The sequence below is a fragment of the Dactylosporangium sp. CS-047395 genome, assembly GCF_050942185.1.
GTDB lineage: Bacteria > Actinomycetota > Actinomycetes > Mycobacteriales > Micromonosporaceae > Dactylosporangium.
Window position 1 is genome coordinate 9073451 of the sequence record NZ_CP192015.1, and the last position, 12957, is coordinate 9086407.

10 protein-coding genes and 1 tRNA gene are annotated in these 12957 nt (G+C 69.1%); 4 read left to right on the plus strand and 7 right to left on the minus strand.

What is annotated here, in order from left to right; all coding sequences use genetic code 11:
• Positions 1-178: 178 nt before the first annotated feature.
• Positions 179-988, plus strand: a complete 810-nt coding sequence (locus ACQP00_RS42375; protein WP_433207949.1) for a class I SAM-dependent methyltransferase — start codon at positions 179-181, stop codon at positions 986-988.
• A 310-nt stretch (positions 989-1298) separates the two neighbouring features.
• Here ACQP00_RS42375 and polA read toward each other — a convergent pair whose 3' ends face one another.
• Positions 1299-3992: a DNA polymerase I gene (gene polA, locus ACQP00_RS42380; protein ID WP_433207952.1), complete on the minus strand. Its 2694-nt coding sequence runs from the start codon at positions 3990-3992 to the stop codon at positions 1299-1301.
• A gap of 289 nt (positions 3993-4281) precedes the next feature.
• Here polA and ACQP00_RS42385 point away from each other — a divergent pair, with 289 nt between their 5' ends.
• The gene (locus tag ACQP00_RS42385) at positions 4282-5544 is read left to right on the plus strand and encodes an ABC transporter substrate-binding protein (protein WP_433207955.1); all 1263 of its coding nucleotides are present in this window, start codon (positions 4282-4284) and stop codon (positions 5542-5544) included.
• A gap of 179 nt (positions 5545-5723) precedes the next feature.
• Here the strand turns inward: ACQP00_RS42385 and ACQP00_RS42390 are convergent, their stop codons facing one another.
• From ACQP00_RS42390 to ACQP00_RS42410, 5 genes are all read right to left on the minus strand, one after another.
• Entirely contained in the window at positions 5724-6536 is an 813-nt protein-coding gene (locus tag ACQP00_RS42390) for an ABC transporter ATP-binding protein (protein ID WP_433207958.1), read from the minus strand.
• A complete protein-coding gene (locus ACQP00_RS42395) occupies positions 6533-7510 on the minus strand; it encodes an ABC transporter ATP-binding protein (RefSeq protein ID WP_433207961.1) in 978 nt (325 codons plus the stop codon). The genes ACQP00_RS42390 and ACQP00_RS42395 overlap by 4 nt, the downstream gene beginning before the upstream one ends.
• Positions 7500-8498, minus strand: coding sequence for a branched-chain amino acid ABC transporter permease (locus ACQP00_RS42400; protein WP_433207964.1), 999 nt, complete (start codon positions 8496-8498; stop codon positions 7500-7502). Before ACQP00_RS42400 ends, ACQP00_RS42395 begins: the two co-directional genes overlap by 11 nt.
• Positions 8499-8508: 10 nt before the next feature.
• Complete coding sequence (locus ACQP00_RS42405) at positions 8509-9783, minus strand: ABC transporter permease subunit (RefSeq protein WP_433224191.1); 1275 nt, start codon at positions 9781-9783, stop codon at positions 8509-8511.
• Between the two features lie 171 nt (positions 9784-9954).
• Entirely contained in the window at positions 9955-10542 is a 588-nt protein-coding gene (locus tag ACQP00_RS42410) for an ANTAR domain-containing response regulator (RefSeq protein ID WP_433048624.1), read from the minus strand.
• A gap of 107 nt (positions 10543-10649) precedes the next feature.
• Here ACQP00_RS42410 and ACQP00_RS42415 point away from each other — a divergent pair.
• Positions 10650-10726 (plus strand) — tRNA-Leu (locus tag ACQP00_RS42415).
• Positions 10727-10797: 71 nt separating this feature from the next.
• Here ACQP00_RS42415 and ACQP00_RS42420 read toward each other — a convergent pair.
• Positions 10798-11613, minus strand: a complete 816-nt coding sequence (locus ACQP00_RS42420; protein ID WP_433207967.1) for a spermidine synthase — start codon at positions 11611-11613, stop codon at positions 10798-10800.
• Between the two features lie 67 nt (positions 11614-11680).
• On the opposite strand from ACQP00_RS42420, the gene ACQP00_RS42425 reads away from it, so the two are divergent.
• Entirely contained in the window at positions 11681-12952 is a 1272-nt protein-coding gene (locus tag ACQP00_RS42425; protein WP_433207970.1) for a sensor domain-containing phosphodiesterase, read from the plus strand.
• The last annotated feature ends 5 nt before the right edge of the window (positions 12953-12957 follow it).

The window sequence follows — 12957 nt, forward strand, 5'->3', positions numbered from 1 at the left end:
CAGTTCAGGATCAGTGCAATGGAAGCTCAGGATGTGTTCGGCGACCGTGAGCCTGCTCCATGCCGAGGCGCCACAAACCCACGAGTGCACCGATCAGCCTACCCTGCGCAATACCACATGGTCCAACCCTCCCCCAGACCCGATCTGCCGACTTTCGCAGGGCCTACCGTTGCTCCCCATGGAATCGTCACCTGACGCAGGCGTCACACGACGCGCCGTGAGCCCCGCCGAGAGCCGCCGGGCCAGCCGGCGCTGGTGGGACGGCGACGCCGACGCCTACCAGGCCGAACACGGTTCCTTCCTGGGGGACGCCGACTTCGTCTGGTGCCCCGAGGGCCTGCGCGAGGCTGACGCACACCTCCTCGGCGAGGTCAGCGGCCGCCGCGTCCTGGAGATCGGCTGCGGCGCCGCCTCCTGCTCCCGCTGGCTGAAGACCCAGGGCGCCGAGGTCGTGGCGTCGGACCTGTCCGCCGGCATGCTCCGCCACGCCAAGCTGGGAGTAGCCCGATCGGGTGTTGCGGTCCCGCTCCTGCAGGCCGACGCCACCGCCCTCCCGTTCGCCGAGGGCGTATTCGACATCGTCTGCACAGCCTTCGGCGCGGTCCCATTCGTCGCGGACTCGTCGAGGGTCATGCGCGAGGTGTACCGCGTCCTCAAGCCGGGCGGCCGCTGGGCCTTCTCCATCACCCACCCGATGCGCTGGGTCTTCCTGGACGACCCGGGCGAGGGCGGCCTGGTCGCCGTCCACTCCTACTTCGACCGCCGCGCCTACGTGGAGCAGGACGAGCGCCATGTCCCCACGTACGTCGAACAGCACCGCACCCTGGGCGACCGCATCCGCGAACTGGTAGCCGCCGGCTTCATCCTGAACGACCTGATCGAGCCGGAATGGCCAGAAAACCACGACAAGGAATGGGGCCAATGGAGCCCCCTCCGCGGAAAGATCTTCCCCGGAACAGCGATCTTCATCGCCACCAAGCTCCACTAAATCACGAAATGTCCGATAAGTCGGGCGCGCCAGCGCCCGACTTATCGCGACAAAGACCCAACAAGCGCGACCAGAACACGGACGGCAAACAAGCGCGACCACAGCACGGACGGCAAAACGGCAGCAGTAGCCCGGAGCGCAAAACCCCAGCCCATGCACTGCCTCAACCGGGGGCACGCAAACCCACGCCGGGCCGCCCGGCCGAAGTGCACGACCCCAGCCCATTCCCAGGCCAGGCCAGTGGAGCCCTTAGAGACACACTGCCCCCGGCCCGGCCCCCCGGCCCCCGGAGGAGCCCCCGCCCAAAAGGTCAGTGATCCGCCGCATTCCAGTCCGACCCGACGCCCACCGACACACCCAGCGGCACATCCAGCGGATAAGCCCCGCCCATAGCCTCCCGGACCAGAGACTCAAGAGCCTCCCGCTCCCCGATCGCCACCTCGAAGACCAGCTCGTCGTGGACCTGCAACAGCATCCGCGAGCGCAGGCCCGAGTCGCGCAGCGCCCGATCCACCCGCAGCATCGCGACCTTGATGATGTCCGCCGCCGAGCCCTGGATCGGGGCGTTCAGCGCCATCCGCTCGGCCATCTCGCGCCGCTGGCGGTTGTCGCTGTTGAGGTCCGGCAGGTAGCGGCGGCGGCCCAGCACCGTCTCGGTGTAGCCGTCGCGGCGGGCCTGGCCGACGATCGAGCGCAGGTAGTCGCGGACGCCGCCGAACGTGGCGAAGTATTCCTCCATGAGGACCGTGGCCTCGGACGGCGTAATGCCGAGCTGGGTGCCGAGGCCGTAGGAGGACAGGCCGTAGGCGAGGCCGTAGTTCATCGCCTTGATCTTGCGGCGCTGGTCGGGGACGACCTCGTCGACCGGGACCGAGAAGACCGAGGACGCGGTCGAGGCGTGGAAGTCGAAGCCGGAGTTGAAGGCCTCGATGAGCGCCTCGTCCTTTGACAGGTGCGCCATGATGCGCATCTCGATCTGGCTGTAGTCGGCGGTCAGCAGGGTCTCGAAGCCCTCGCCGACGATGAAGGCGCGGCGGATGCGCCGGCCCTCCTCGGTGCGGATCGGGATGTTCTGCAGGTTGGGGTCGGTGCTGGAGAGCCGGCCGGTCGCGGCCACGGTCTGGAAATACGTGGTGTGGATGCGCCCGTCGTCGCTGATGGACTTGAGCAGGCCGTCGACCGTGGTCTTGAGCTTGGCGACGTCGCGGTGGCGCAGGAGGTGCTCCAGGAGCGGGTGCTCGGTCTGCGCGTAGAGGCCCTGGAGGGCGTCGGCGTCGGTGGTGTAGCCGGTCTTGATCTTCTTGGTCTTCGGCAGGGCGAGCTCGTTGAAGAGGATCTCCTGGAGCTGCTTGGGCGAGCCGAGGTTGAACTCGCGGCCGATCACGCCGTAGGCGGACTGGGCGGCGCCCTTCACGCCGGCGGCGAACTGGGCCTCCAGCTCGCTTAGGTATTCCGTGTCGGCCGCGATGCCCGCGCGCTCCATCTCGGCGAGCACGTAGACGAGGGGCAGCTCGACGTCGGCCAGCAGGCGGGCCGACGAGTCGCCGTCGCGGCGCAGCTCCTCGCCGATGGCCTCGGCCAGGTCGAGGGTGGCCCGGGCCCGGAGCATGAGGTTCTCCTCGGCCTCGGCGGTGTCGGCGCCCAGGCCCTCCAGGGTCAGCTGGCCGGACTCGGGGGCGTCGACCCGCAGCTCGCGCTTGAGGTAGCGCAGGGCGAGGTCGTTCAGGTCGTAGGAGCGCTGGTCGGGCCGGGCGAGATACGCCTCCAGGGCGGTGTCGCTGACCACGCCGGCCAGCTCGGCCCAGCCGCGGGCCTGGAACGCCAGGCGGGCCGGCTTCAGGTCGTGCAGGACCTTGGGCCGGTCGGTGGCGGCCAGCCAGGCGGCGACCGCGGCGTCGTCGGCCGCGTCGAGCTCGCCCGGGTCGAACCAGGCGGCCGGGCCGTCGGCGACGGCGATCGCGACGCCGGTCAGGGTGCCGGTGCCGCGGCCGAACTTGCCGGAGACGGCCACGCCGGTACGCGTGCCGGCCGGGGCGTGCTGCTCCAGCCAGGCGCCGACGCCGCCGCGCAGCACCTCGCCGCTGAGGTCGAAGCCGGACTCGGCCTCGGGCTCGACCGCCTCGAGGTACTGATACAGCCGCTCCCGCAGCACCCGGAACTCGAGCGAGTCGAAGATCTGGTGCACCGCCTCGCGGTCCCAGCCCCGCCACTTGAGGTCCTCGGGGCCGATCGGCAGCTCGAGGTCGTCCCGGAGCCGGTTGAGGTCGTAGTTGCGCATGATCTCGGCGAGGTGGGCCCGCACGTTCTCGCCGGCCTTGCCCTTGATCTCGTCGACCCGCGCGATGATCCCGTCGAGGCCGCCGAACTGCACGATCCACTTGGCGGCGGTCTTGTCGCCGACCCCGGGCACGCCGGACAGGTTGTCGCTGTCCTCGCCGACGAGCGCGGCCTTGTCCCGGTACTGCGACGGCGGAATCCCGTACTTCTCCTCGACCCGGGCGGGGGTCATCCGGTCCATCTCGGTCACGCCGCGCTTGAGGTAGAGCACCGTGACGTTGTCGCTGACCAGCTGGAACGAGTCGCGGTCGCCGGTGATGATGGCGGTCGGCATGTCGAGCTCGCTGGCCTGGCGGGCCAGCGTGGCGATCACGTCGTCGGCCTCGAAGCCCGGCTTCTCCACGAACGGGATCCGCAGCGCGTTGAGGATCTCCTTGATCAGCGGCACCTGGCCGGCGAACTCCGGCCGGGTGGCCGAGCGGTTGGCCTTGTACTCCGCATACTGCTCCAGGCGGAACGTCTGGCGGGAGACGTCGAAGGCCACGGCGATGTGGGTCGGCTGCTCGTCGCGCAGCATGTTGATCAGCATCGACGTGAAGCCGAAGACGGCGTTGGTCACCTGGCCCGTCGCCGTGGAGAAGTTCTCCGCGGGCAGGGCGAAGAACGCCCGGTAGGCGAGCGAGTGCCCGTCGAGGAGCAACAGCTTGGCGTCAGTCGAACCCGTCACGCGAACGAGCCTAGTCCGGGGGTACGACAAAAAATCGCGCGGTCCTTTGGGGCGTTATGTCCGGTTCACCCGACCGGTGGGGCTTGTCCGGAAGCTGTCCGCGAAAACCTGCGACAAAGTCATTCACGTTGCGGTTGCGAACAGGAAGATTACGACTGCGCAACTTCCTTGGGCGTGTTGGCCCGAAGGCCTAGTGCCGCGCGGGCACTGTCATTAGGTTGTGCCTTCATCAGCGTCTTGGCAACTAGGCGCAACCACGCCTACCGCGCTGTTAAAAAGGAGACAGGTGATGATCCGCCCCAATCTCGGATGGCGCTCCGTTGCCGTGCTGAGTGCCGCGTGCCTGGCGCTCGGTGCCTGCGGCGATGACAAGTCCGACACTCCCTCGACGGGCGCCACCAGCGGCGGCGCCGCGGCGGCCGGCGACGGCGTTCTCAAGATCGGCACGATCCTGCCGCAGACCGGCTCGCTGGCCTTCCTCGGCCCCCCGGAGTTCGCCGGCGTCGACGTGGCCATCAAGGAGATCAACGACAACGGCGGCGTGCTCGGCAAGCCCGTGACGATCCAGCACATGGACTCGGGCGACACCTCCACGGACATCGCCACCCAGTCGGTGAACAAGCTGCTCACGGACAAGACCGACGTCATCATCGGCGCGGCCTCGTCGTCCGTCTCGCTGTCCGTGATCGACAAGATCACCGGCGCGGGCGTCGTGGAGATCTCGCCGGCGAACACGTCGACCGCGTTCACCACGTACAACGACCACGGCCTGTACTTCCGTACCGCTCCCCCGGACACCCTGCAGGGCCGCGTGCTCGGCGACCTGATCGTCCAGGACGGCAACGCGAACGTCGGCATGCTCGTCCTCAACGACTCCTACGGCACCGGCCTGGCCGAGAACGCCAAGAAGGAGATCGAGAGCGGCGGCGGCAAGGTCGTGGCGTCGGTGACCTACGACCCGAAGGCCGCGGACTTCAGCGGTGAGGTCGGCCAGATCAAGGCGGCCAACCCGGACGCGATCGCCATCATCGGCTTCGACGAGACCAAGAAGATCGTCCCGAAGCTGGTCGAGGCGGGCCTGAAGAACAAGAAGTGGTACTTCGTGGACGGCAACATCGCCGACTACTCGAAGGACTTCCCGGCCGGCACCCTGACCGGCTACAAGGGCACCCAGCCCGGCGCCGAGACCAAGGCCGACTTCAAGCAGCGGCTCCTGGGCGTCAACAAGGACCTCAAGGACTACAACTACGCGGTCGAGTCCTACGACGCCACCATCCTCTCGGCCCTGGCCGCCGAGGAGGCCGGCAGCGACAACCCGGCCGAGATCGCCAAGCACCTGACCACCGTCTCCAAGGGCGGCGAGAAGTGCACCGGCTACAAGCAGTGCCTGGACCTGATCAAGGCCAAGAAGGACATCGACTACGACGGCCTCTCCGGCCCGATCTCCTTCAACGACGCCGGTGACCCGGCCGAGGCCACCATCGGTGTCTACACCTACGGCCCGGACAACAAGCTCCTCCCGGACGTGAAGTACCAGGCCGGCAAGATCTGAGCCTGACGGCCTAGCAGAGGCCCCCGCCGCACACGCGGCGGGGGCCTTTTTCATGGGCAACGTTCCGCAAGCGGAACAATAAGCAGTGAATCCAATTGACAATGCGCAAGGCCGGCCATGGAAAAACAAAGAAAATCCCCCGCCGCCCAAAAGGACGACGGGGGACGAAAAACGAAGGTTCAGGCGCGGGCAAGCGTCCCGAGGTACAACTCGATGACCCGCGGGTCGTTGATGAGTCCCTCGCCCGAGGCCGTGTAGGCGTTGCGCCCCTGGTCGAGCACGTACCCGCGGTCGCAGATCTGCAGGCACCGCCGCGCGTTCTGCTCGACCATCACGACCGTCACGCCGGTCGAGTTGATCTGCTTGGTCCGGAAGAACACCTCGTCCTGCAGCGCCGGCGAGAGGCCCGCCGAGGGCTCGTCCAGCAGCAGGACCGTCGGCTCCATCATGAGCGCCCGGGCCATCGCCACCATCTGCCGCTCGCCGCCCGACATCAGACCGGCCCGCTGCTTGCGCCGCTCGGCCAGGGTCGGGAAGAGCTGGGTGACGAAGTCGAAGCGCTCCTTGAACCGCTTGGGCCGCAGGAACGTGCCCATCTGCAGGTTCTCCTCGATGGTCAGCGCCGCGAAGACGTTGTTCGTCTGCGGCACGAACCCGATGCCCCGCTCGACCAGGCCGTGCGCCTTCATGTTGGTGATCTTCTCGCCCCGCAGCGTGACCTCGCCGGAGCGGATGTTGACCAGCCCGAACATGGCCTTGAGCAGCGTCGACTTGCCGGCGCCGTTCGGGCCGATGATGCCCACCAGCTCGCCGTCGTGCACGTAGAGGTCAGCGCCGTTGAGGATGTTCACGCCCGGCAGGTAGCCGGCCGTGACGTCATCGGCGCGCAGCACCGCACCGTCCGCCTTGGACAGGTGCTCGGTGCGGTCGACGATCTCGTTGCTGACGGGCGCGACGGCCTCGTCGTCCTCAGGAAGGTCGGGCGTGGTCATGGGCGATCCTTTCCATCTTCGCGCTCGAGCTCGTCGACGGCGGGAATGAGCGCCACGTCGTCGCCGGACTCGAGCTCGCCGGCGTCAACCTCTTCGCCGCCGACGGTCTTGACCGCCCCGTCGTGGTGGGCGCCCAGGTAGGCGTCGATCACGCGCGGGTCGGCCATGACCTTGTCCGGGGTGCCCTCGGCGATCACGCCGCCCTGCCCCATGACGATGATCCAGTCGCTGATGTCGTGGACCATGTCCATGTCGTGCTCGACGAACAGCACGGTCATGCCGTCCTCACGCAGCTGCTTGACGTGGCCGAGCAGCGACTGCGTCAGGGCCGGGTTCACGCCGGCCATCGGCTCGTCGAGCATCACCATGTCGGGCTGCACCATGAGGGCACGGGCCATTTCGAGCAGCTTGCGCTGGCCGCCGGAGAGGCTGCCGGCGAAGTCGTCCTTCTTGGCGATGAGCTTGAAGCGGGTCAGCAGATCCTCCGCACGCGCGGTGATCTCGTCCTCCTGCTGCCGGTACAGCGCCGGGATCAGGGCGCTCCAGAAGCTCTCGCCCTTCTGCCCGGTCGCGCCCAGCCGCATGTTGTCGATGACCTTGAGCTTCGACAGGGCCTTGGTGAGCTGGAAGGTGCGGACCATGCCCTGCCGGGCGACCTTGTGTGCGGGTACACCGGAAAGGCTCTTGCCGTTGAACGTCCACGAACCCTCGTCCGGCACGTCGAAGCCGGTGAGGAGGTTGAAGAACGTGGTCTTGCCGGCCCCGTTGGGCCCGATGAGGGCCGTGATCGAGCCGCGCTGGATCTCCACGTGCTTGACGTCGACCGCCGTGAGGCCGCCGAAGCGGCGCACCACGTTGTCGGCGATCAGGATCGGGTCGGGCTTGGGTACGCCCGGCTCGCAGTCGACGCCGGCCAGGGCCGCCGTCGCGCGCTCCTTGGCCGTGCCGGTGGCCTGGATGGGCTCAGCGGACATCGAGCATGACCTCCCTCTTGTCGCCGAAGATGCCCTGCGGGCGGTAGATCAGCATCAGGATCAGGCCGATGCCGACCAGGATGTACCGCACCGAGCCGGCCTGGTTGGTGCTGATCAGCCAGGACGGGATGTCCTTGTTGTTGATCGCCTCGGACAGCGTCGAGTCGACGAAGACCAGCAGCACCCAGAAGATCGCCGCGCCGATGACCGGGCCGAAGACCCGGGCGGCACCGCCGAGAATGACGATGGTGTACGCGAAGAACGTGAACTCGGTGCCCCACGTGTCGGGCTGCACCGCGGCCCGGTCGAGGGAGAACACGAAGCCGCCGAGGCAGCCGATGACACCGCCCAGGACGAGCGACTGCATCTTGTACGAGAAGACGTTCTTGCCGAGGCTGCGCACGGCGTCCTCGTCCTCGCGGATGGCCTTGAGCACGCGGCCCCAGGGGCTCTTCATGAGCAGCCACACGACCAGGCAGGACAGCGCGACCAGGGTCCAGCCCACCAGCAGCACCCACAGCTCACGGTCGGTGAACGTGATCAGGTCCGCGATGTTGAGGCCCTTGCTGCCCTGGAACGGGCTGAGGTCGTAGAAGTCCTGCGAGAAGCCCTGCAGGCCGTCCGAGGCGCCGGTCCACTTGCGCAGGTCGGTCGCCCGGTAGATGAGCCGGATGATCTCGGCCGCGGCGATCGTGACGATGGCCAGATAGTCCGCGCGCAGGCGCAGCGTCGGGATACCGAGCAGCAGCGCCAGGATGATCGCGGCGGCCAGGCCGATCGCGACACCCAGGAAGAACGGCAGGCCGAACGTGGAGACGGTGATCGCGATGCCGTACGCGCCGACACCCAGGAACGCCGACTGCCCGAAGTTGAGCAGGCCAGTGTAGCCGAAGTGGACGTTGAGGCCGATGGCCGCGAGCGCGTAGGCAATAGTGGTGGACCCGATGATCGCTTCCAGCGAGACGCTGAAGATGGAATGCCAGTTCATCGTGTCCCCCTCAGCCGATCCGCGTCCGGCGGCCCAGGATGCCCTGTGGCCGGAAGAGCAGGATCACGATCAGTACACCCAGGGCGCCCACGGTCTTGAGCTCCGAGGGAATCCACAGCGTCGACAGCTGCACGAACAGGCCGATCACGAGGCTGCCGACGAGGGCGCCCCAGGCGGTGCCGAAGCCGCCCAGCGTGACCGCCGCGAAGACCAGCAGCAGGATCTGGAAGCCCATCTGGTAGCCGACGTTCTGGTAGGCGCCCAGGATCACGCCGGCGAGCGCGGCCAGGCCGCCGCCCATCGTCCAGACCAGCCGGATGATGCGGTCCACGTTGATGCCGGAGGCCGCGGCCAGGGCCGGGTTGTCGGCGACCGCGCGGGTCGCCTTGCCCAGCCGGGTGCCCAGCAGCGCCCAGGAGACCCCGACGATGGCCAGGATGGCGATCGCGTCGCAGACGAGGTTCTTCGGCGCGATGGTGAACGGCCCGTACCGCTCGCCGGGCTGCGCGTTGAACTCGGCGAAGGCGCGGGTCTCGCCGCCGAAGAAGTACAGGAAGATGTACCGCACGGCGAGCGACAGGCCGATCGAGATGATCATCGTGGTCACCATGTTGGTGCGCCGCTTGCGCAGCCAGCCCCAGAACACGCGGTCCTGGGTGTAGCCGACCAGGCCGCCGATGATGACGGCGATCAGGCCGGCCAGGACCAGCGGGAGGCCGATGGTCACGTTGAACAGGAACGTGATCAGCGCGCCGAAGGTCACCAGCTCGCCGTGGGCGAAGTTGGTCAGCCCGGTGGTGCCGAAGATCAGCGAGACGCCGAGCGCGGCCAGGGCGATGATGAGCGCGAAGTGCACGCCGGTGTACAGCAGGTCGGCGTACCGGTCGAAGCTCGACGGCGCCGCCGGGGCATTGGGTTGGTTCTGCCCGCCCGCGCCACCCGCTCCACCGAGCGGGAACAGCACGTTACGGGCCTGGCCGTCGGCCACCTGGGGCGTCAGGCTGGGGCGGTTGTTGGTCACGGTGACGCCCGACGGCAGGGAGCTCTGATCGAGGTCGACCCGGTAGGTGCCGGGGCCAGGGACCGGGATACTCCACTTGCCCTGAGCGTCTGAGGTCGCTTCGCCTACGGGCGCGCCGTCCTGGGTGAACGCCTTGATCTTGATTCCGGCGACGGGGGCGTCGCCGTTCTTCAGCGTTCCCTGCAGTGCCTCGCCCTCGGCCCAGGCGCTCGTGGCGCCTACGCCGAAGGAGAGCATCACGCAGGCCAGGAAGGCCGTGAGCATGATCACGGCTCTACGCAATGGTGCTCCTCGAATCAACGGTTACCGGCTGTGATCCCGAGCCTCGGGACTGGCGGATCATAGCCCGGCCCGAAAGCCATTTGCGGGCCGTTACCAAGCCGTTATTCGATGTCGAGCAAGCTGCCGCGATACACGCCGTGCGCAGGTAAAAGGTCAGGACTCAGCCGTTACGGCGCTGTTTCCGCCGGCGGTCTCGGCAATGATCCGATCGGCCACTTCCCGCATCGTCATCCGGTGGTCCATCGCGGTGCGCTGAATCCATTTGAAGGCCTGCGGCTCGTTCATGCCGTACGTCGCCATCAACTGCCCCTTGGCCCGCTCGACGACCTTGCGGGTCTCCAGCCGGTCGGTCAGCGTGGCCACCTCGGACTCGAGCACCGACAGCTCGGCGTAGCGCGACACGGCGATCTCCACCGCCGGCACGAGGTCGCTCTTCTGGAACGGCTTCACGAGGTACGCCATGGCGCCCGCCGCCCGCGCCCGCTCGACCAGGTCGCGCTGGCTGAACGCGGTCAGGATGACGACCGGCGCGATCCGGCCCCCGGCGATCTTCTCCGCCGCGGCCAGCCCGTCCATGATCGGCATCTTGATGTCCAGAATCACCAGGTCGGGCTTGAGCTCCTCGGCCAGCCGGACAGCCGTCTCGCCGTCGCCGGCCTCGCCGACGACGTCGTAGCCCTCCTCGACGAGCATCTCGCGCAGGTCGAGACGGATGAGTGCCTCGTCTTCCGCGATGAGCACCCGACGGCTCTGTGCCTCGGCCACAAGCCTCTCCCGATCCGATCCGACGCGAACGACGGCGGTTACCGTCGCGATCAGAGTAGTGGGTACCCTAGTGCGGCGTACTGGTCCCGGTATCCCAATCGGCAGAGGAACGGAGCTCAAACCTCCGACAGTGTGGGTTCGAATCCCACCCGGGGCACCAAATCGCCACACAACGCCCGGCCGCACCCCGGTCGCACCCGGGCCGCACGTGACGGCGGACACGCGAAAGTCTCAGTCCAGCCGCACCGGATCGGCGCCCTCGGTCAGCAGATCGAGGGCCGCGCCCGTCACGACCTGGGCCGCCTGCCGGTCCCGGCCCGCCACCGCGGCCAGCTTGGCGATCGGCAGCGTGCCCGGCTCGACCGCCGCCGCGAAGACCACGTTGCCGAAGCGCCGGCCGCGCAGCAGCTCCGGCCGCACGATCAGGGCCACGTCGCCGAAGGCCGTGCGCAGCGTGGCGCCCTGGGCCCGGGAGAAGGCCAGCGGGGCCAGGTCGGCCACGTTGAGGGCGTACACCCCGCCCGGCGCCAGCAGTCGCGCCACCGAGGCCGCGAACACCACGTCGGAGACGCTCTCCGGCATCTGGGCCGCGTCGTAGACGTCGCCGATGATGAGGTCCCACGCGCCCGGCTCCAGGTCCGTCACGCTCGCCCGGGCGTCGCCGAAGCGCAGGTCGATGCCGGCGTCCGGGGGCAGCGGCAGGATCCGCTGGACGAACGCGGCGAGCTTGCGGTCCCGCTCGATCACCAGCTGGGTCGAGCCCGGCCGGGTCGCGGCCACGTACCGCGGCATCGTGAACGCGCCGCCGCCCAGGTGCAGCACGCGGATCGGCGCGCCGGCCGGGAACGCCTCGTCGACGATCGAGCCGAGCCTTCGGGTGTACTCGAAGTACAGGTGCGTCGGGTCCTGCACGTCCACGTAGGACTGCTGGACCTCCTCGACCAGCAGGGTCCACCCGCCCTTGCGGCGGGGGTCGCGCACCAGGCGGGCCGCGCCGTAGTCCCCGTTCTCGGCGATCCCGTCGATGATCTCCCGCCAGCTTCCCATTGGGGCACAACGCTACCCGAACCGGCGAAATCCTCAGCTGACGGCACCTCGGGCCGAATACGAGGACATGGAGGGCGCCACCACCATCATCCGCACGGTCGACGACGTCATCGACGCCCGCGCGGTCACCACCGTCTTCCAGCCCATCGTCCGGCTCGACTCCTGGAACCACCGCCGGCACGAGGTCGTCGGCTACGAGGCGCTGACCCGCGGCCCGGCCGGCACGCCCTGGCAGGAGCCGATGCCGCTGTTCGCGGCGGCGGCCGAGCGCGGGCGGCTGGCCGAGCTCGACTGGGTCTGCCGGGCCAGCGCGTACCGGGCGGCACTGGATGCCGGGCTCCCGTTCGGCATCACGCTGTTCGTGAACGCCGAGCCCGCCGCGCTCGGCGTGCCGTGCCCGCCGGACCTGGCCCCGACGATCCTGGACGCGCAGCTGCGGCTGCGGGTCGTGGTCGAGATGACCGAGCGGGCCATCGGCGCCGACCCGGCGGCCCTGCTGACCGCGGCCGAGAACTGCCGCAGCGCCGGGTGGGGCGTCGCCCTCGACGACGTCGGCGCCGAGCCCGCGTCGCTGTCGGTCATGCCGTTCGTGCACCCCGACGTCATCAAGCTCGACCAGCACCTGACCCAGCAGCCCGGCGGCGGCTACGCGGCCCGCGTCGTCAACGCCGTCGTCGCCTACGCCGAGCGGGCCGGGGCGGCGCTGCTCGCCGAGGGCATCGAGACCCGCGAGCACCTCGACTCCGCCCTCGGGATGGGCGCCACGCTCGGGCAGGGCTGGCTCTTCGACCGGCCCGGCCCGCTGCCGCCCGACGTGCGCAGCCGGCACGGCTCGTCGACCGTGCCGTTCGTGGTCGCGCCCGCCCCCACCGGCGGGCGCACGCCGTACGAGATCGTGGCCGCGCGCCGGCCCACCGCCGAGGCGACCAAGCGGATGCTGCTCCCGCTGAGCCACTACCTGGAGGCCAAGGCGCAGGACCCGGCCGAGCCGCCGATGCTGCTGGCCTCGTTCCAGGACGGGCGGCACTTCACGCCCGCGACCGCGCGCCGGTACGCCGCCCTCGCCCGCGACGCCGCCCTGGTCACCGCCCTGGCGACGGACCTGCCGGGCATTCCGGCCGAAGGGGTGCGCGGGATCGCGCTGGCGGGCGACGACCCGCTGCGCGGCGAGTGGAACGTCATCGTGGTGGGGCCGCACTTCGCGGGCGCCCTGGTGGCCCGGGACCTGGCCGACACCGGGCCCGAGGAGCAGCGGCGGTTCACGTACGCGCTGACGTACGACCGGGATCTCGTCCTGGACGCGGCCCGTGCGCTGCTGCAGTGGATTGTGCCAACATAGGCGTT